Consider the following 20,215-nt stretch of genomic DNA (forward strand, 5'->3'; position numbering starts at 1 on the left):
GAAGATCCATATTCACTAGTCCGATATATTGTAGTTGTCAGAGGTTTTGAATGTGTCACGAATCACAAATACGATTGATTGGAATCTGAGTACCGTAATTGTATGATCACGTGCAGAAATGAGCCTGTGATGCACGGTTAATAAAATAGTGCTCTAAACCCATTGTATACGGTAGGTAACGTTCCGTTCAAGGATTATCTATATATAGCATCAGGCATCTGTGGTCAAAAGAACTTAGCGGTTTGATTGCAGGTACCTCTGATTAAAGTCGGTAACGTGGATTAAGGGACTTGTTAACATGTTCAATTGTAATCAGATTGAAATTCGATGGATTGGAGTAGATAGGAACCAGTCATGCAACAAGTGAATGATATCTTGGCCCAGTTTGAAGAAGCGTTTCAAGAAAAATGCACAATCTTTCCTGTCTTAGACCGAATTATGGATGATTTGGGAGGCAGGGCAATTGGACTGTGGCGGTGTGAAATAGGTAAATTGATCCAGATTGGTTTTCGTGCTGTCGCTGAGATGGATGAACAAGTACGTAAACAATTTGCGTCCTTTACCCAAGAGGTGTCTCTGGAAAAGACCGGTTTAGGGATTGTGAAGGCAATAATAGAACGAACGCCGACAATTGGTACGCTACGAGTCGAGGAATCCGGACTTCAGGGGTCTTCGGAATGGCTCCAGAAATTCGGGGCTCAGCAATCGTATGCTGTCCCGATCATCGAAGGCGATCAGGTAGTGGGAGTCTTAGCAATTTCAACAAATTGCGTCCATCAGGAAGGAGATCCGGAATGGGAGATTTTGACACAAATTGCCGAAGGGATTGGTGAGAAAAAACTTTTGGGGATGCTTTAGTCGGCAAAATTGATTATGATTTCTCAAGTGCAAAAGAGTGGAATTGCCAATGGATTCTCCGGTGTATAACATATTGGTATGGTCAGGATTCGCAATTTGGGAGTGACTTTGCATTCTGAACCAGATTTTCTCTCAGGTTTTTCAGTGACTAAAATCTTCAGGTCTTCGTAAAATGAGTCGTTCGAACCCATTGCACTGGTCATTTCCAATCGGAACCTGGTTCCTGACCCAGGTTCGCGTCAGTATTTTTCTGCCAGTATTGCTACTCGTCTTCTGGTCTCATTACTCATTAGGACTGGGAGTTCTCTTATTTGGCATCCTCTTTTTGAGCGTTTTCCTGCACGAGATGGGACACGTTGTCGCCTGTCGCATGGGCGGTGGAGAAGCAGATCAGATCGTGTTATGGCCTTTAGGGGGGCTTGTTGCCTGTAGTCCTGGGCGTTCTGTTTCAGCCCGGATTATGACCGTGCTCGGAGGACCCGCTGTCAACCTGCTGCTCTGTGCCATTACGATTCCTGCTGTGATCTGGTCAGGGCATCTGTCAGAGTCTTTGAATCCGATCAAGTTACCTGTGGTTGACCTCAGTAACAATTTGGGGCAAGTCATTCTATTAATGATTTTTAACATTAATTGGCTGCTTTTATTGATCAATTTGATTCCTGTGCTTCCGCTGGATGGTGGGAAAGTCCTTCAGATTATTCTTTCGCGTCGTTTTGATGAAACTGTCGTGCATATGATTCTGTTCAATGTCAGTTTCTGGGGCGGCGGTCTGGGAATGGTCATTGGACTGTGTACCTCCAGTGTTTGGGTCGTCTTTTTCAGCGCGCTGTTACTGATGCTCAATTTGATTGAGTTTACGTCAGCTCATCGAGAAGATTCATTTGATGATTCTATATTTGGCTATGATTTCTCACAGGGCTATACCAGCCTGGAACGTTCCAGCGGCCAACTCGTGGAGAAGCAGGCGGGATTCTTTCAGCAATGGCGGGAAAAGCGGAAACTCCAGAAACAGCTTCGAGAGCGAGAAAAGAATCGGGACGCAGAAATACAGCTTGATTTATTGCTGCATAAGGTTCACGAATTTGGTTTAGAGTCTTTGACTCCCAAAGAACGACAGCAGTTAAATCAGGTGAGTGCCAGATTTCGTAAAAGTGATTCCGATCCATAATCTCGGTATATTCAGTTTCATCCCATCCCCGCTCTTTCCGAACACTCTGTATACCTAATGTCCTGTGTTTGAGAATTTACAATGGCGGTTTTTATTTTTTTGGAAATCATTTTACCTGAGAGGCCGTAGATTCGGTTTATTTTCACCAATCGGTAAAACCCGACTCTCAGCCGTTAGGATCAAATGGAACTGAGCCACAAAATGGTGAACACGCTCCTTTCATGAGTTGTGAAATTCTGCTTCAAGGTTGTAATACTTAATTCGCCTTAAGTTCCCTGTTTAAAAAGACTTATTCGAGCGATCCTGTAGGCCCATCATACAAATTTCACTAGCGGGGCAATTGGTTACCAGTCTAGGTTTGAATAATGATTTCGTTGTTCACTATTAGCCGGATAAAGCTTTTCCTCCTCTTATTTCAGCACTCTTTCTATAAAAAGTCCCGATATTCTCTAGAGATAAGGCATTTGAGGTCCGGTTTTTAAAACTGATTTGCGAGCTTAAGTCTACGAACTAACTTTTTATTGGGAATATTCCTTTAGAAAGTAGAGAAGAGACTTATGGCACTAGGAACAACTGACTCAGTGAAGAAGTTGTCGAACTTCAGCAAATGTGGTGGTGAATGGGATCTGGATTTGCATCAGGATGCAAAGATCGATCTTGCCATCAGCCGCATGAAGCGAGTTTCAGAACTGACTGGTCTGACGATGTTTTGTTTCGATTCCGATAATGGAATCGTTCTGGACAAAACGAATGCGCAGTCCCTGCCCTTCTTTCCTGTCGATATTCTCAATGAAATTCAACACATTGATGGCTTGACTTTGGTCGAAAATACAAATGGAGTGACTCACTTTCTCATCCCTCTCGTAGAAGATGAGGCTCATCGAATTACAGCCGCTGGATTTGTGTTTTCCAAAGAGAAACGCAAACTGACCGAAATGGTTTTAGCGGCAGTTCAGAGAGAGTGGGCCGCAGAGGAACTGGATGCGTGGTTGGAAAATCAAAGAGTCCTGGATACGAAATCTCTTCATGCATTATTGAGTCTGGCCCTGCTTCACATCGAAGAGGAACAGCAACTTACGATTTTGAATGAAGAAGTAGACAATCTGTCTGAGTGTCTGGATGAGACATTCGAAGAAATCAGTCTGCTGCATGAAGTGGCTCAGCATCTCAAGATTTCTGAAAGTCCGGAACAATTGGGGAAATTGTGCCTCGATCGAATTGGGACTTTGATCGAAGCGGAAACCAATATTATCTGGTTTGAAGGCCAAGGCAATACGTCACAGTTTATGCCAGACTGTACAGCGGGGTTTGATGAAGTGGCTCTGGCCCGGCTCGTGGCGCAGTTTGACGGATACAACTGGAATCAGCCACTTGTCATTAACCAGGTAGAGAACTCACTATTGTCACTCGAATTTCCAGATTTACACAATCTGGTGCTCGTACCGATTTCTGATGGTTCCAATTCTTATGGCTGGATTCTCAGCTGTAATTTACTGAAAAGCGAAGAATACGGAACAATTCAGGCCAGCCTGCTAAATTCCGTGGCTTCATTTTTAGGCACTCACCTGAGAAATATTGACCTTTACGCTCAACAGGAAGAGTTGATGTTGAGTTTTGTGAAGTCGTTCATCTCGACCCTTGATGCCAAAGATCCTTATACACGAGGCCATAGCGAGCGAGTCGCTTTGATTGCACAAAAACTGGCAAAGCAGTTGGGATATTCCGGCGAATTTCTGCAGAATATCTATCTGTCGGGGCTGTTGCATGACATTGGTAAAATCGGAGTCAATGATGGGATTCTTCGGAAAGAAGGAAAATTAACTGACGAAGAGTTTGCCCAAATTCAGAAGCACCCGATGATCGGATATAAAATTCTTTCCGGGATCAAAAAACTGAAGAATATTTTGCCGGGGATTCGTAATCACCATGAGCAGATTGATGGCTTAGGCTATCCCGATCGGTTAAAGGGGACTGACATTCCATTGATGGCGCGGATTATTGCTGTGGCCGATGCTTATGATGCGATGGGCAGTGATCGTCCTTACCGAAACGGTATGCCCTTAGAACGATTGGAAATCATTTTCCGCGAAGGTAAAGGCTTTCAGTGGGATTCTGATGTCATTGATGCCTATTTTGAGATTCGTGATGAAATCATCCGGCTTTCTCAAAAATATAATGACGAAGCGACAACTCTGGTTTATTTCAGTCCTAATTGATAAAATAGCGCCCTGTAACGGATATTCTCTTCTCAAACTGTACGATTCCCAATAGAGGGGCGTCGATGAGGCAGGCAATGATTCAACAGTGGCAATCTTCTTACTCGATAGTCGTAATTCTCTGCGCTGTCGGTTTTCCTGGCTGTGGTTTGAATGAGTATGAATCGAAGACCGATTTACCCATCCCGGAAGCGGAACCACTGCATTCCAGAGGGTTGAAGTCCGATCAGTTAGACCAGCAAACATCCGGAGTCAAAGAATTTGATGGGATTCAGTTTCAGGTGCCTGTGGGCTGGGAGCAGGCAGCATTAACGCCGGCTCAACGGGGAATGATTTCCGCCAGCTTCAAGATTCCTCAGGCCGGAGATGGAGTCAAGCTGACGCTTTCTTCCGTGGGAGGCGGCATTGACGCCAACATTCAAAGATGGAAGGGGCAGTTTCATTTGCCGCCTGGCGAAGCACCTCTGCAGGAAACAATTCGAGTGGATCATGTCGATGCGATCTGGCTCGATCTGAGAGGGACCTTTGATTCTGGACCTGCGATCAATTCCGGTGTGGCATCCGACATGAGAATGATTGGTGTTGCGATTCCACGCAGTCCCCGCGATTTTTATCTCAAACTGACAGGCCCGCGTGAGCAGTTACTAAAAGCAGAAGAGGGATTTCGCGAATTTGTCAAATCAGCTCGGTTTGTGCAATAGGCAGTCATACTAGTGGAGCGTCATTTTTAAATATTGGGTTGATAGATATCACGAGAGTGCGACAACGGAGCACGTAAACAACACCCCTAAGCCTCAATTTCTAGCTTGACAAAGCACTAGAGAGACGGATCCCACTTGCGGATCAGTCCCGCGACGAGGTGTCCCCCAAAACCGAACGACAGCTTCAGAGCCGTTTTGATTTCCTGGGGAACCGGTTTCAGCGGCGTGTAATTCAGAGTGCACTCCGGATCTGGGTTTTCCAGATTGACTGTTGGGGGAACCAGGTTATCGCGCATCGCCAGCAGGGTAAAACCGAGTTCCACACTTCCGGCCGCTCCCAGCAGGTGTCCCATGCCTCCTTTTAAACTTGAGCAACGAATCTTGCTTGATGCAGATCCCAGTGCGTTCTGGATTGCACGGGTTTCATACAGATCATTAATCTGGGTTCCCGTCCCATGCAGGTTGATGTAGTCAATTTCTGCGGGAGTGACCTGGGAGCGATTGAGCGTACTGGAAATCAATCGCGACAGGCTTTGCGCCGTCGGATCGAACTGCATTAAGTGAGTCGAGTCTGAACCCAGGCTGCCTGTTAACCATTCTGCATAAGGGACCGCGTTTCGCTTCAATGCCTGCTCCAGCGATTCCAGAACTAGAATTCCGGCACCCTCCCCGACGACAAAACCGTTACGTTTTCGATCATATGGGCGGCACGCGGATTCGGGAGATGGAAAATCGGTGGCCAGAACCCCCATGCGTTGAAAAGAGCCGATGACAGCCGGAAGGAGAGACGCATCAGCGCTGCCTGCAAAAACGGTTTCGCAGACTCCTTCTCGAATGAGATCAGCCGCGCGCATGATGCTGGAAAATCCTGTCGCACAGGCAGAGACCGTTGATAATGCCGCACCCTGTAAATCATAATGTGCGGCGACGGACTGGCTGGCGGCACTGGGAAAACATTGTTGCCAGAACGCAGTGGGAACTTGCGCTGCCTGTTCCGGGGGCATCCGCGGCAATTCTGCCATTTGTGCAAAACCAGCCATGCCTCCCTTACTGGAACCGATGACGCAGCCTGCTGTTTCTCGGGGAAGCTGATCCATATCGAGCCCCGCATCCTGAATCGCTTCTGCAGTAGCGTTCAGCGCTAATGTGATTGACGGTTCTCTCTGAAGCGGAATCTGATCGGACAGAGAAGTGGATGAGAGTTGCCTGTCTGGGATGACTCCACCCGCAATGGGGCGATTCAGTTGCCGAGACAAGTCATCAAGCAGACAGGTTGCGGATTGCCCTGTGAGCAGTTTCTGCCAGGACGCTTCCCGGCCTGCCGCATAAGGAGTGATTAAACCGATGCCAGTAATCACGACCCTGCGGGGAGAAAGCTCAGATACCGATAGCTTTGGTCGCATTAGAAATTAAAGTCGCAAAGGAAGTGAGAGAAGGAAAGCGTTCAGGAACGATGACTGGTTCGACAGATGGCAAATAAAGCTAAGCCGAACAGTACCGCTACCAGAATGTATTCGAAGATCGAAGTTTGAGACTGTTGCACCAGACCGCTTTTTTGTTCGTCCGCTTGTGCCAGTGCCATGGTTACCGAAACCAGCGATGCTCCGGAAACTGATACGAACCCAGTAATGATTCTGAAAATGTTTTGAGATCGCTTCATAGTCGTTTAAATCTGAAAGCAGAGGTAGAACTAAAGGAGTTATCGGCTGGCTTATTGTATCAGCCTGACTCACAAACTGCATCAGGAAAAGCCGATTCCTGATGGAAACCGGAATGAAAAATCGGAGATCCAATTTCTGGTGAGATCGTTTCAGACATCACAGCTGTGTTTCATTTCAGGATTGAATGATCGCATCTACAGGTTGTCGCATTTCGTGAAAATCCTGCTGGTGCAGGAAGACGGTTTGCCAGCTGTGGGAGCGTGATCTCATTTTCAGGCGGTATTCATCGATTTTCACCAGATAAAACGCATACAGGCTCCCTTTATAAGGAAACAATCTTTCCAGGTCGTTGGACAAGGAATTCGGTGGAAGTTGATATGCGAAGACTAATGCTGAGATGAAGCCTTCGCCGAACAGCTCCTGCCATTGCTGGAGCCCCTGAATATCCTCAATCGTAGCCCAATTTTCCCAGCGTCGACTCTGTCGCTGGTCTGGGGAAATTTCTGTTCTGCCTTTGACATCGACCAGCAGGTTAGGGCCTTGCTGCGAAGAAACAATAAAGTCCAGAGATTTGATAGAGGCGTTTTGTGCCAGGGCTCTACGCTTCTCATCGACGGCCACATAAGGGACTTTTGCTGCACGAAGGTAGTCTTCAAACGCGGCGTCATAATGGTTGCGGCGGATGACCATGGCCCGTATATCTCCCCACTAAAATCGAGATGTGAACTGATCTTATGTGAATGATATGGGGGTGTGGTGTAAAAGTCTATAGTGGATGTGTTTTTTCAGGGAAACCGCGTCACGATCAGGAGAATTGCCGGGGTGCTGCTATTTAACCGGGGCGCTGTTATTCAAGAAGTCCCGTCACGAATTTGATTATTTCCTGTTCCTTGACAGCGGTCTGGGTGCCTGTCTGCAGCTCTTTGACTTGCCAGATCTGGTTTTCAAATTCATCAGTCCCTGCGATAATCACGATCTGGAATCCATGTCGATTTGCATATTTGAACTGTTTTTTGATGGATTTAGTGTCAGGATAGACTTCTACATTCAGTCCGCTCAGTCGCAGTTCACGGGCCAGTCTGAGGTATTCCGGCGTATAAGCAGCGTCCATTTGAGTGACCAGAATGGGAGCTGGCGTCGAAACGTCTGGCAGCAGATTGAGTTCCTGCATCGCCGCCAATAAGCGGTCCAGTCCCAGGCTGGCGCCGACTCCTGGTAATTGTTGCGTCGTGAACAGCTCGGCCAGATTATCATAGCGGCCGCCTGAGCAGACGCTTCCAATATTTGGTAACTGGTCCAGAAATGTTTCGTATATGGTGCCGGTATAATAATCGAGTCCTCGGGCAATGGATGGATCGAGGACAATCCGATCGCCGGGAATGCCGGCTCTTTCTGATGCAGTGAAGATTTCCCGTAGATATTGGACGCCCTGCTCTCCACACGCATTTCCGGAAAGTTGCTGCTCCAGAGAATTCAGAATGTCTGTTGTCGAGCCCGCTACCGTTGTCAGGGAAATCACTTTTTCTGCCTGTTGTTGCGTCAGGCTCCCCTGTTCCTGCATTTCTTTGATGACCGCGTCCGGGCCAATTTTTGGGAGTTTGTCCAGCGCTCTCAATACTTCCGCGGACTGAGACTGTAGTTCCAGAATTTCGAGCAGTCCATTCAGAACCATGCGGTTGTTAATGCGGATTTTAAATTCGGTAAAGCCAATCTTGACCATCAGATCATGGATAATAAACAGCGTCTCAATATCGGCTGAGTTTGAGGTCGTGCCGATGGTATCGAAGTCGCATTGCATGAATTCACGGTAGCGTCCTTTTTGTGGTCGCTCGCCGCGCCAGACTTTCCCGACATGATAACGTTTAAAGGGAGTTCCCAGTTCATTGATGTTCTGTGCGGCAAAACGGGCGAAAGGAACGGTCAGGTCGAATCGCATCGCGACATCACGGCCGCCTTGTTCAAAGCGAAACATCTGTTTGTCCGACTCTTCTCCCCCTTTACCGGTTAGAATCTCAGTGAATTCGAGTGCGGGCGTATCAATCGGACTAAAACCATAGCTGCGATAGACTGATTTGGCAGTCTCAATCAGTTGTTCGCGAGGAATCATTGCTGCAGGCAGATAGTCCCGAAATCCTTTGAGTGTTCGTGGCTCAATTAGTGTTTTTTTCACAGTAGGTACCGACTTGGATCGAAAGTGATCTTTTTGTTGTTTGGAGTAATCGATGCGGGGAGTGACTAAAGCAGGGGACTAAATATGGACCACGGGCAGTTTTTGAGTGGCCGTGTCTGCCGGCGATTTCTTTCGTTTCTTCTTTTTCGGTGGCAGAACGGCGTGCGCATATTCCCAGATTTGTTCCGGAGTTTCGAAGAGGCGATCATAAGTTCCGTCATTGTCGTATTCACATTCATCTGTCGTGTAAGTGCGGCAAATTTTAGGACGATCATCATAATTGCCACACCGATAATCGGGTAGCAGGTATTTGCAATCGCCATAGACCATCAAAAACCAGACATCTTCATCAACGAAAATGGCACAATGGCCGTGCATGATATACCACCGCATATGATCGAAATCTTCCCAGTTTTCCGGGGTTTCGATCGGCAGGGCAAAATAGCGACAACAACGTGCTGTGCAATAGCTGCATAAAACTTCCCCAGCTTTGAGGTCAGCTCGTTTTACCGTGACCGTCGACATGGTCGTATCCCTTGATGAACTATAGATAGTGATGAAAAATTGACAGAAAGGTTCGCGTTGTCGGAATCAATCAAAGTTTTGCTACGCGTCTGATCGGGCACAAGTTGCAAATTCGAAGCGTGTGCCCTGCTTCAGGTTACCCTGATCCGTAACGAATCAGCATGTTTTATAAGTCATCTTGACGGAAAATGCACGGAATCAAGGGATAGAAAGTTTGGGTTTTCAAACAGAATCGAGACCGGTATTCTTGTTTCAATATTGCTGGGCGTTTGTTCCTGGCATCGATTTGAGCTCGATTAAGATTCACATTTGTCGGTTTTAGCGATTATCCCGTGAGGAGAAGGTGTATAATTGTGGTTTCTGCTTGACCCTGATTTATAAGGGGACTTATCATTAAACTATGGTTCTGCTTAACATTAATCACAATTCACTGTCTCACCAGCTTGTCTGATACGGGATACACGAGAATAATTGATACTACAGGATTTATTTTCGTTCTCAAAGTCGTTTGAGGACGATGTAATAAACAGGGTGGCGAGGGTGATTCCTGCTTCAGGTCATTTTGAAAGCCAAACCTGAGTGATCCCGTAGAATATAACGATATTAAGTTTGCATAATACGAAATAGTATAACGAGGCAGATGCGCTCGTTCGATTCCATCAAGGTTCAAAGAAGATGCATAAATCTGGAGTTATCCTGGCTTGGTTTGTCGCTCTCGTGGCTATCGGCGCGGTGCTGATGACATCGAAGATGCTGGACGTCCGTGGAAGCTGGTTAAAAACCGTTGAAAATAACAAGTCGAAAATTCAAAAAAATGAAGCTGATCTCGAAGCCAAAGAGACGGAAAACAAAACGCTTCGCAACGATTTGACGCGGCTGATGCTGGGCTGGGATCGCTATTGGGATGCGAATGTCACTGTTGCCAATCAACAGACCGGTGAAATTCAGGTCAATATTGGTGGAAATCAGGGACTGGGATCTGCACAGCAAGGCGATGATCCGGCTGCGCAACCAGTTGTATTTGCGTTCCAGCCTGATCAGAATAATCCGAATGGTGTGAGCTATGTGGGGGCGTTTCGTGTGAATGCATTGGAACCAAACGGTGCGCAACTGATCGCTGTGAACCCGCCTCAAGACGGTGAAGTGGCAACCTGGAAGAATGGTGTCTGGCGTTTAAGAGCCCTGGTCCCTCCCAATTATATTTCCACCTTACGAACATTAAGGGATAATCTGGTGGAACGCGAACAACAGCTCACGCGGAAGAAAGATCGGATTCAGGATTTGAATCGATTACTGACGTCAGCCCAGGAACGCCTGGAAGTCAGAGTGAGTGAGTTGATTGGTTCCGAGAATGCACCGCAGGATGAAATTCTTCCGGTCGAGTTACGAAAAGGTCTGGTGGCCGGCCTGGAAGAAGAAGAGAAACTGCGAAATCAAGAGTTCCAGGAAACAGATCGTTTAAGACGTGATCTGTTGAATGTCTATCAAAAACAACTTGATCTGGTGCAGGAAGTCAGTAAGCTGACCAAACAGCTGCCGCAGCAGACCCCGGCAGATTATTGAGCTGTTTGAGCGACTTTGATTAGCATGGAAGGTGGGCGAAGACTCTCGAAACGCCCCTGATTATAAAAAGACAAACAAGGATAGGTTGGCAATGGGGATTGAGAGCCGGGATTACCTGCGGCATGAAAGTGGTGGGGGAAGTTACGGTTCTTTCAGAAGGCCTTCTGGTGGCTGGGCCATCAAGTATCTGATTATCGCCAATATTGCTGTGTTTTTGCTGGAGATGTCCTCCCCCTCAATTCTTAATTTTTTCGCACTGCAGCGTGATGCCGTCCTGCCTTACTTTCAGATCTGGCGTTTTGTGACATACGGCTTTTGTCACTCCACGGCATCCTTAGGGCATATCTTCTTTAATATGTTCGTGCTCTGGATGTTTGGCCGGATGGTCGAACCGGTTCTGGGATCACGGGAGTTTCTCGCCTTTTACCTGGTCGGTATTGTCATCAGTGGCATCTGCCACGTTGCCATCAGTCCTAACCCCGTGATTGGTGCTTCGGGGGGCGTGATGGCTGTGGTCTTTCTGACTGCGATGACCTTTCCGAAGATGACTGTGCTACTGATGTTTATCCTGCCGATTGAATTGCGCTGGCTGGCCGTGCTCTATGCAGCCGTCGATGTGTTTGGATTCATTAATCCACAGAGTGACGGTGTGGCCCACTTCGCACATCTGGGAGGAGCCGCGTTTGGGGTCGCGTATAAGTATTTTGGTTGGCATCTGACAGGCAGCTTTCAGAAAAAGTGGGATCACTTTAAACTGAATCGTTCTGCCAGAAGTAAAAACTTACGTGTCTATTCCGAGCCTGATGCGAAACTTTCCAAGGCCGGGCTGGACGAAAAAGTGGATGCGATACTGGAAAAAATCAGCCGTGAGGGTGAGGCCAGTCTGACCGATCAGGAACGGGCGCTGCTTAAAGAAGCAAGCAACAAATATAAAAAACGATAAGTGGTTGAGGTTCGTCGTAGCCTTTCAGATGAATTCGTTTGTGATCCGCCGCAGGAATCTCGCAGAAAAGACCAACTCCGAGGCGCAACTATGTCTGAATCACAATTTGAAGCACTGATAGAACGAGCCCGGTCAGGGGATCGGGCTGCAGAGAACGAATTGCTGCAAAAATGCCGGGCTTATATCTCGATTATTGCGCGCGCTCAAATTGAAGGCTGGATGCGCACTAAGTTCGACGCATCTGATCTAGTGCAGCAGACATTGCTGGAAGCACATCAGGGGTTCGAAAATTTCAAAGGCCAGACAGAAGCTGAGTGGCTGGGTTGGTTGCGCGGGATTTTAAACCATAACACATTGGACTTTGCCAGAAAATTTCAGGGTGCTGCCAAGCGTGATGTGAAACGAGAATTTTCCATCAACCAGGTGGGGGGAAATTCTGCCTATTCGGAACCCCAGAAATGGGAATTGAAAGATCAGACGGAAACCCCCAGTCGCATTCTATTGAATCGGGAGCAGGAAATTCTGATGGCAGAGGCGGTCGCACAGCTTCCCCCCGATTACCAGGAAGTGATTATGTTGAGGAATCTGCAACGGCTTTCATTTAAAGAAGTCGCAGAACGCATGGATCGCAGCCCGGGCGCAGTGCAAATGTTGTGGTTGAGAGCCTTAAACCAGTTGCAGGAACTGATGGAGCGTGTTTAAGTCTGTGGAAACGGATTTGAATTGCTTATGGCAGTCCAGCATGAAGATAGAGAGAGCATAGGATCCGGTGACAAACGAGCGGGATGAACAGTCAGAGATCGTAATCGGGGTTTTGAACCAGTATCTGGATTACTTGCAGCTCAGTGACCAGGATAGCTGCCACGGTTTACAGGCGGTGAATCCGGAATTGAAAAATCTGATGGCCTGCCTGGATTCACTCGAACGCTTGGCGCCAGATGCTGAAAACGCGAACCGGGATGCGCCTTTTCTGGGATCGGATGATGCGACCCAACTGCTTCCCGGCTCACCTTCCGAGCGATCTGTGCCTCAGCAGACTCCCGAATTCGGAAACTATGAATTGCTGGAAGAACTCGGCCGGGGTGGAATGGGAGTGGTCTACAAAGCGCGGCAGAAGGACTTGAACCGGATTGTCGCCTTAAAGACGATCTTGAGTAAACAATTTGCTTCAGAAGAAGAAGTGCGCCGGTTTTATCTGGAAGCTCAGGCGATCGGCCGATTGCAGCATTCCAATATTGTTTCGATTCATGAAGTCGGACAGTATCTCGGGCAACATTATTTTACGATGGATTATATTTCTGGAGGTTCGTTAGCGAACCCCCAACTGCAAACACTTTCAGAAACACCACAAGCTGATTTTATACAGGTTGCCTGTCTAATGATGCAGGTTTCCAAGGCCGTTGAGTATCTGCATTCCAAAGAGATCATTCATCGTGATTTAAAGCCGTCGAATATTCTGATTGATGAAAGTGGGATGGCCTATGTCACTGATTTTGGCCTGGCGAAAGTGTTTGACGCGGTTCATCAGGGAACGGACCATGATGCGCACACGCAGAGTGGAACCATCGTAGGCACACCCGGATATATGTCGCCGGAACAGGCAGCGGGACAGCTAGAGGATATTTCTGCCCGCAGTGATATCTTTTGTCTGGGGATCATTCTGTATGAACTTTTGACCGGCGTTTCACCGTTCAAACAAAAGAGTCCTTTGGATTCACTGGTGTCTGTAATCGAAGGCGAGCCTCCGTTACTGCGCTCACTCAATCCAGACATACCCAGTCCGCTGGAATTGATCTGTCTGAAGTGTCTGGAAAAAGATCCGGAGTTGCGCTACCAGTCAGCCAGTGCTCTGGCTGAGGATCTGGAGTGTTTTATTGCCGGAGAACCGATTCAGGCACAACCTGCTGGTTTCAGGCAGTTGTTTCAACGTTGGTTTCGCAGACAGCCGGCCTTAGTTTCTCGCTTGTCGGCGATTGTGCTTTCCACGGGAATTGTTCAGACGGTGTACTCGACGCAAGGCGTGGATTTCTACTATCATCTTAAAATTATGACGATCTTTTGCCTGTGGGGAATTCTGGCGCTGTTTTTTCAATGGAGCCTGGATCACTTCCGGAATCAGGAAAAGGTGCGCTATTGCTGGGTGGCCGCTGATGTCTCGTTGTTGACGGGATTATTGATTCTGGCGGACCCTCCCGTCGGCATTTTATTGATAGGTTATCCGATGTTAATTGTTTCCGCGGGACTATTTTTTTATGTGAGGCTGGTCTACTTCACGACCATGATGTCCCTGCTGGCATTTGCTGTGCTCGTGTTATTGAGACCAGAATTAACAGGCCCGTGGCAGTATCCCGTAATTTATGGGATGGTTCTGGCAATCCTGGGGATGATGACCGCTTATCAGATCTACCGAGTTCGCGTTTTGAGTCGCTATTACGAACTGCGACGGCCTTAAAGGATTAAAGACTGGCTTACGCAGCTTTCCCGGCGCGTTGCGCTGAATGCCTGGAAATCAGTCGGGACAAAGCCTGCCAGACGCGTCCAATTTCCAGCTCTTCCATGCAGCATAAATTTTGTGGGCCGCGTTTGGGGCAACGCTTCTGATAGCTGGCTGCGCAGTCAACATTTGTGGAGACAAGTTCATGCTGGTCTCCCGGTGGTCCCGAGCGGACTGAGCTGGTGCAGGTGAAGATTCCTGTGACGGGTGTTCCCAGCCCTGCAGCAAGATGCATGGGGCCGGAATCATTGGTCAGCAGGAAGTCAGATTCAATGAGCACCGCCGCCAGTTGTTTGAGGTTGGTTTCGCCGGCCAGATTGATCACGTTGCCCGTAGGCACAAATTTGTGTAATAATTGTTCGATATGATTGGTCAATGGTCGTTCATCGGCAGAACCCACCAGAACGATATTGCAGCGGAACTGGCGGATTGCTTTGGCGCCGACCGCGGCAAAACTTTCAGGGGGCCAGCGTTTGGTAATCCATTGCGCGCCAGCATGAAGTGCCAGTGTGGGAGCCCGGTTTTCCTGATGAGAAAGTTTGCTCTTTGCCCAGTTCCGATCTTCTTCACTGAGAGCGATGTCGGTCTGTCTTTGAGTTTCTCCCAATCCCAACGCGTCTGCGACACGCCAGTATTTCAGATGGGCGGGTACCAGCCGCCCGGTATCGGGAATGGTCAGGTTGTAGGCCAGATGCGACCCTTCGCGGGCCGCTTCAATGCCAATTCGCCACGGAGCACGCGTGGCTGTTGTCATGATGCCTGTTCTGAGTAAGCCTTGCAAATCAATCACAAGATCAAACTGACGCTGTTTCAGATCTTTCAGAAAATTCCACCAGTACCGAGCTGAAGAGCGTCGACTGAAGGGGATGATGTGATTGATGTGTGGATGTCCTTCAAGCAGATTAGCAAAGCTGTCTCGAATGACCCACGAAATTTCGGCGTTGGGGAAGCGTTCTCGAAGTACCGGGAGGATCGGCAGCGTCTGCACAACATCGCCGAGCGCACTCGGCTTAATGATACAAATTCGTTTGGCTTCAATCTGATTCAATTGAGATAAAATGTGCTGGGAACTCATCGGAATCGTTTGATGTCTAGGGGCCAGGGTTTGTTTGAACAGGCTAAGCCAACGGGTGACGCATCATAATCTCAGAAGCGGAATTGAAGCAAGATCAGCTTGATGAATCGTTTTGCTTGAATGAAGTGCTCTATTTCTTAGGAATTCCACGTTGGAAGATTGCGAATCGAGATCGTTTTTTTTCAGAAACTGCGAAACCAATCGTTTACAGGCGAGTTTGATTTATTGTGAAGTGAATCAAAAACAGGAATTTAATCCTGTCCATTTTTTTAATGCATGAGGAGTTGCCTTGATGAAAGTTAGCCTGTTAGCGGTGTCAGCATTTGTCTTAGGAATGGCGGTTTTTTCGGGAAATTCAGTCACACAGGCTGAAGAAGGAAAAAAAGGACAACGGCCCAACCGTGAAGAAATCCTCAAAAAGTTTGACAAAGACGGTGACGGAAAGTTGAGTGAATCGGAGCGTGCAGCAGCAAGAGCGGCACGTCCCAAAGGAAAAGGCCTTAAGGGAGATGGTAAAACAGGCCGTCCAGGAATGGACCGGGAAGAACTCATCAAAAAATTTGATAAGAATGGCGATGGGAAGTTAGACGAAACCGAACGCAAAGCAGCTCAAGCAGCGAGAGCCAAAATGGGGCAGCGGGGACCTCGGATGAGCCGGGAAGAAATGGTCAAAAAGTTCGACAAAGATGGCGACGGAAAGTTGAATGAAACGGAACGTCAAGCAGCTCGAAAGTCGATGGGCAGTCGGCAAGGTCGCGGACCCGGTATGAGCCGCGAACAGCGCGAAGCGATGGTCAAAAAGTTTGATAAAGATGGTGATGGCAGGCTGAATGAAGAAGAACGAAAGGCTGCCCGCGCAGAAATGATGAAGAATCGCCCGAAGAAAGGTGCTGGAAAAGGCTCTAAAGGCGCAGGTGGAAAAGGGAAAAAGAAACCTTAACGCAAATCATTGAAAACATTGCTGTGGCTCGACAGGTCTGCCAGTGATGTGAACAAGAAAAGCCGACTGGAACAGGTTCAGTCGGCTTTTTTATTTTCAAAGACTATATTTGCTCTGAAACAATTTCTTTGTCGAAATAATTGGTTCCCATCCCGGCATCAATCACAATTCCCTGAGAATTAATGCCCGATGAGCGGGGGCTGATTAAAAATGCGACGGTATCAGCGACTTCCTGGGTCTGGACGGCTTCTTTTCGAAGGGTTGCTTTTTCCGCAAACAGATAGCTATCGACATATCCGGGAATGCCTGCTGAGGCAGACGTTTTCAATAAGCCCGGGCAAACGGCGTTAAAACGGACTTTGGAAAAGTTGGAAAATGATTTGGCAAGAAAGCAGACTGAGGAGTCCAACGCAGCTTTAACCGGAGCCATATAGCCATAATTTTCGGCTGCCATGCGCGTGGTTGAGATGGAAATCGTCACGACACTCCCCTGCTCCGGATCAAGGAGCTGGCTGAATGCATTCGAAAGTGCCATCAGCGAGAAGCAGGAAATATCGACCGCCTGCAAGAACGCGGCACGCGGCGTTTGATGGAAAGGAAGCCAGCCTGCGGAGTAATCTGCAAAGGCGATTGAATGTACTAAGCCGTGGATTACGTCGTATTGTTGACGGATTTCTGTGGCTAACTGGTCAATCTCCGGTTGATGCTCCACATCGCAGACAAAGATCGGGGCGTGTTTGATCAGCTTGGATAACGATTCTCTCCGTGCTTCAGAACGAACGACATAGATCACTTCCGCGCCTGCTTCTTCCAGTACCTTACCAGTCTGATAGGCCACACTTTTCCGGTTGGCGACTCCAAAAATCAGAATCCGTTTTCCAGCCAATTGCAAAAAATCCATCAAGCATCTTTCCAAAGATCGATAAAACTAAACAAATCCGGTCTACCGAGGGTTCACTCTGACAAATTTTCTTTTTTTTCGCAATGTGGAAGAGATTGTCACTCTCAGATATGTCGTAATTCGCAATAATGAACGGTATCTCAAGAGGTCTTCAAATCCCTGTCTATTTCTCAACGATTCCCTGAAAGTTGTTTTCATGTTCAGAGCACGTGCTTCACTGAAATCATTGTCGCTGTTTTGCCGATCGTTGAGCACAATGCTGGAGTCGGGAGTTTCGATTACCAAAGCGTTCCAGTTAGCAGGGAAAAAAATCGGAGATCATCGGCTGCAACAATCTGTGCGCGAGATCATGGTCGAGCTGAAATCCGGAAACGATGTCACCTCAGCCATGCGGAAACAGGGATCTTTCTATCCCGAATTGCTGGTGAATATGATCAGTGTGGCGGAACAGAGTGGCGGGTTGCCTGAAGTATTGAAGGCTTTGGCTGACCACTATGAGCAACTGTTGCACATGCGGAAAAACTTTGTACGGCTTATCGCCTGGCCTGTATTTCAATTTATAGTGGCAATTCTGGTGATCGCCTTGATGATCCTTGTATTAGGACTGATCGCCAGCGGGCAAGGAGGAAAGCCAATTGATGTATTGGGGCTGGGCTTATCCGGTCCCAGTGGCGCTATGATCTGGCTGACATGTACGTTCGGTTCGATTTTTGTCTTGTTTGTTACGTATCAGGTGTTGGATCGTTTGTTTGGCGGGAAACGCTATTTTCATCGTTTGTTCCTGAAAATTCCGGTCATAGGCGGTTGTATGCAATCCTTTGCGATTGCCCGGTTTTCCTGGGCATTTTCACTCACCCAGCAAGCGGGAATGAATATTCTAGATTCGTTAGATGCCAGCCTGAAAGCAACGGGAAATGGGGCGTTTATTGCTGAAATTCCCCAGGTGAACGGCGCGGTCAATGATGGGGCGCATCTTACAGAGGCCTTGTCGGAAACGCATCTGTTTACAGAAGAATATATTCATATGGTGGATGTGGGAGAGACATCGGGTACCGTTCCGGAAACCCTGGAGCGATTAAGCCCACGTTTTCAGGAAGATGCACAGCGGAGCCTGGCGACAATGGCTGCGGTTCTCGGTTGGCTGATTTGGGCACTGGTTGCTGCATTTATCATCTTTGTTGTCTTCCGGATCGCTTTTTGGTATCTGGGGATAATCAACGATGCCTTGAAGCATGTTTGAACTGCCGTTTTTTGCATCCTCGGAATTCTGATTAACGAAATATTCTTCTGAAGAGAAAGTTAAAGTGTCTCATTTTCAATTTGAACTGATCCATACTGATTCCAGGACCGGAGCCCGTGCCGGACGCTGGCATACGCCGCATGGAATCGTGGATACCCCTGCTTTTATGCCTGTCGGAACTTTAGGGTCGGTAAAAGGGCTACTGCCAGAGCAACTCAAACAGGTGGGAACCCAGCAGGTTTTGGCAAATACCTATCATCTGGCGCTACGTCCCGGGGCCGATATTGTGGAAGAGATGGGCGGGCTGCACAAATTCATGAATTGGGATGGTCCGATTCTGACTGACAGTGGCGGTTTTCAGGTCTTCAGTCTGGCGCAGCTGACCAAGATGGATGACGAACAGGTTGTATTTCGTTCTCATATCGATGGCAGCTTATTTGAATTGTCACCCGAAAAGGCAGTCAAGATTCAGGAACAGTTGGGCGCAGACTGCATTATGTGCTTGGATGAATGTCCGCCCCACGATGTCCCACTGGAAAAGATGCAGGATGCCGTTGATCGTACTACGAACTGGGCAGCACGCTGCCGGGACGCCCAGAAACGGGATGACCAGGCGCTGTTTGGTATCGTTCAAGGGGGAACCGATCAGAAAATGCGGGAACGTTCTGCAGAAGGCTTGCTGCCTCTGGAGTTTCCGGGATACGCGATTGGCGGTTTAAGTGTAGGAGAAAAACCTGAGGATATGTACTCTACGCTCGACTTTACGACTCCCATGCTGCCTGTAGAGAAGCCTCGCTATTTAATGGGCGTGGGACGCCCTTCCGACCTGATGGAAGCAATTATGAGAGGCGTTGATCTGTTTGATTGTGTGATGCCTACCAGAAATGGGCGAAATGGGATGGCGTTTACCAGTGAAGGACGCGTGAATTTACGTAATCAGAAACATGCCAGAGATCCCAATCCTCTGGACCCGGAATGTGATTCCCCGGGTTCAAGAGACTATAGTCGGGCTTATTTGAGGCACTTATTCATGTCTCGTGAGATGTTGGGGCCTATTTTGATTTCGCTGCATAACATTGCCTTTTATCAAAAATTGATGCGAGATCTGCGTCAGGCGATCCTCGATGATCAAGTTGAGGAGTTTAGGGCGGTTCACCTTGCCCGCTGGAACGCATCTTTCTAAGATACAGCTTACTAGATCGTTTGATAACTCCTGAAATTGTTTAGGTTTGGGCCAATTTCGATCAGGCTGTTGAAAGCGCGGGGGTACTGAAAACCTCTGTGTGCAACATTCTGAATCGGGAAACGACTTCTCCTAAGTAGTTAATAATTATTGCTTTAAGGGGATGGGTTTACAGCCCTTGGAAAAGAATTAAATGAACATTCTACTTGCAACGCTCTTTTTATTTGCTGAAGAAGCACCTGTGAAAGAGGGCCCCGCCCCTTCACCGATTTTTCAATTTCTGCCGATCATTGCGATCGTCATTTTCTTTTATTTCATCATGTTTCGCCCTCAGCAAAAAGAACGGGCGCGTCGTGAGAAATCTCTTGGCGAACTCAAGAAAAATGATCGCGTCGTGACCATCGGCGGGATTATTGGTACCATTGCCAACATTTCGGAAAAAGAGCAGGAAGTGACACTCAAAATTGATGATAACTCCAAGATTAAAGTACGACGTACCGCAATCCAGGGGCCTTATCAGGAAGAAAACAAAGAATCGACCAGCTAGTTTCTGAGAATCAGTATCTGATACCAATGT

At 47.9% G+C, this 20,215-nt stretch carries 19 protein-coding genes; 12 read left to right on the plus strand and 7 right to left on the minus strand.

From position 1 onward, the window contains the following. Positions 1-354: 354 nt before the first annotated feature. The 4 genes from AAC022_RS16105 (at position 355) to AAC022_RS16120 (ending at position 4,943) form a co-directional block, all read left to right on the plus strand. Positions 355-858 (plus strand): GAF domain-containing protein, encoded by a 504-nt coding sequence (locus AAC022_RS16105; protein ID WP_339732587.1) that lies wholly within the window; start codon positions 355-357, stop codon positions 856-858. A gap of 172 nt (positions 859-1,030) precedes the next feature. Next, positions 1,031-2,026 carry a M50 family metallopeptidase gene (locus AAC022_RS16110; RefSeq protein WP_339732589.1) on the plus strand — a complete coding sequence of 332 codons (996 nt, stop codon included), beginning with the start codon at positions 1,031-1,033 and terminating at the stop codon, positions 2,024-2,026. A 557-nt stretch (positions 2,027-2,583) separates the two neighbouring features. Further along, positions 2,584-4,242, plus strand: a complete 1,659-nt coding sequence (locus AAC022_RS16115; RefSeq protein ID WP_339732590.1) for an HD-GYP domain-containing protein — start codon at positions 2,584-2,586, stop codon at positions 4,240-4,242. 65 nt (positions 4,243-4,307) lie between these two features. Continuing rightward, positions 4,308-4,943 carry a hypothetical protein gene (locus tag AAC022_RS16120; protein WP_339732591.1) on the plus strand — a complete coding sequence of 212 codons (636 nt, stop codon included), beginning with the start codon at positions 4,308-4,310 and terminating at the stop codon, positions 4,941-4,943. 116 nt (positions 4,944-5,059) lie between these two features. Here the strand turns inward: AAC022_RS16120 and AAC022_RS16125 are convergent, their stop codons facing one another. From AAC022_RS16125 to AAC022_RS16145, 5 genes are all read right to left on the minus strand, one after another. Next, the gene (locus tag AAC022_RS16125) at positions 5,060-6,346 is read right to left on the minus strand and encodes a beta-ketoacyl-[acyl-carrier-protein] synthase family protein (protein WP_339732593.1); all 1,287 of its coding nucleotides are present in this window, start codon (positions 6,344-6,346) and stop codon (positions 5,060-5,062) included. A gap of 41 nt (positions 6,347-6,387) precedes the next feature. Continuing rightward, entirely contained in the window at positions 6,388-6,525 is a 138-nt protein-coding gene (locus AAC022_RS16130; RefSeq protein WP_339732594.1) for a hypothetical protein, read from the minus strand. A 253-nt stretch (positions 6,526-6,778) separates the two neighbouring features. Further along, positions 6,779-7,294, minus strand: a complete 516-nt coding sequence (locus tag AAC022_RS16135) for an HYExAFE family protein (RefSeq protein ID WP_339732596.1) — start codon at positions 7,292-7,294, stop codon at positions 6,779-6,781. 157 nt (positions 7,295-7,451) lie between these two features. Next, the gene (gene hisS, locus AAC022_RS16140; protein ID WP_339732598.1) at positions 7,452-8,774 is read right to left on the minus strand and encodes a histidine--tRNA ligase; all 1,323 of its coding nucleotides are present in this window, start codon (positions 8,772-8,774) and stop codon (positions 7,452-7,454) included. Positions 8,775-8,852: 78 nt separating this feature from the next. Then, positions 8,853-9,299, minus strand: coding sequence for a YkgJ family cysteine cluster protein (locus AAC022_RS16145; RefSeq protein WP_339732601.1), 447 nt, complete (start codon positions 9,297-9,299; stop codon positions 8,853-8,855). Between the two features lie 675 nt (positions 9,300-9,974). On the opposite strand from AAC022_RS16145, the gene AAC022_RS16150 reads away from it, so the two are divergent. From AAC022_RS16150 to AAC022_RS16165, 4 genes are all read left to right on the plus strand, one after another. Continuing rightward, complete coding sequence (locus tag AAC022_RS16150) at positions 9,975-10,862, plus strand: hypothetical protein (RefSeq protein WP_339732602.1); 888 nt, start codon at positions 9,975-9,977, stop codon at positions 10,860-10,862. Positions 10,863-10,953: 91 nt separating this feature from the next. After that, a complete protein-coding gene (locus AAC022_RS16155; protein ID WP_339732605.1) occupies positions 10,954-11,805 on the plus strand; it encodes a rhomboid family intramembrane serine protease in 852 nt (283 codons plus the stop codon). A 90-nt stretch (positions 11,806-11,895) separates the two neighbouring features. Continuing rightward, the gene (locus AAC022_RS16160) at positions 11,896-12,507 is read left to right on the plus strand and encodes a sigma-70 family RNA polymerase sigma factor (protein ID WP_339732607.1); all 612 of its coding nucleotides are present in this window, start codon (positions 11,896-11,898) and stop codon (positions 12,505-12,507) included. A 67-nt stretch (positions 12,508-12,574) separates the two neighbouring features. Beyond that, entirely contained in the window at positions 12,575-14,257 is a 1,683-nt protein-coding gene (locus AAC022_RS16165) for a protein kinase (protein ID WP_339732609.1), read from the plus strand. A gap of 16 nt (positions 14,258-14,273) precedes the next feature. Here AAC022_RS16165 and waaF read toward each other — a convergent pair whose 3' ends face one another. After that, a complete protein-coding gene (waaF, locus tag AAC022_RS16170) occupies positions 14,274-15,374 on the minus strand; it encodes a lipopolysaccharide heptosyltransferase II (RefSeq protein ID WP_339732611.1) in 1,101 nt (366 codons plus the stop codon). A gap of 292 nt (positions 15,375-15,666) precedes the next feature. Here waaF and AAC022_RS16175 point away from each other — a divergent pair, with 292 nt between their 5' ends. Then, entirely contained in the window at positions 15,667-16,314 is a 648-nt protein-coding gene (locus AAC022_RS16175; RefSeq protein WP_339732613.1) for an EF-hand domain-containing protein, read from the plus strand. Between the two features lie 103 nt (positions 16,315-16,417). Here the strand turns inward: AAC022_RS16175 and AAC022_RS16180 are convergent, their stop codons facing one another. Continuing rightward, a complete protein-coding gene (locus AAC022_RS16180) occupies positions 16,418-17,215 on the minus strand; it encodes an SDR family oxidoreductase (protein WP_339732616.1) in 798 nt (265 codons plus the stop codon). A 196-nt stretch (positions 17,216-17,411) separates the two neighbouring features. Between AAC022_RS16180 and AAC022_RS16185 the strand changes: the two genes are divergently transcribed. From AAC022_RS16185 to yajC, 3 genes are all read left to right on the plus strand, one after another. Continuing rightward, a complete protein-coding gene (locus AAC022_RS16185) occupies positions 17,412-18,455 on the plus strand; it encodes a type II secretion system F family protein (RefSeq protein WP_339732618.1) in 1,044 nt (347 codons plus the stop codon). Positions 18,456-18,519: 64 nt separating this feature from the next. Further along, positions 18,520-19,638 (plus strand): tRNA guanosine(34) transglycosylase Tgt, encoded by a 1,119-nt coding sequence (tgt, locus tag AAC022_RS16190; protein ID WP_339732620.1) that lies wholly within the window; start codon positions 18,520-18,522, stop codon positions 19,636-19,638. A gap of 193 nt (positions 19,639-19,831) precedes the next feature. Beyond that, complete coding sequence (yajC, locus tag AAC022_RS16195; protein WP_339732623.1) at positions 19,832-20,185, plus strand: preprotein translocase subunit YajC; 354 nt, start codon at positions 19,832-19,834, stop codon at positions 20,183-20,185. The last annotated feature ends 30 nt before the right edge of the window (positions 20,186-20,215 follow it).

Source organism: uncultured Gimesia sp. (genome assembly GCF_963976445.1).
GTDB lineage: Bacteria > Planctomycetota > Planctomycetia > Planctomycetales > Planctomycetaceae > Gimesia.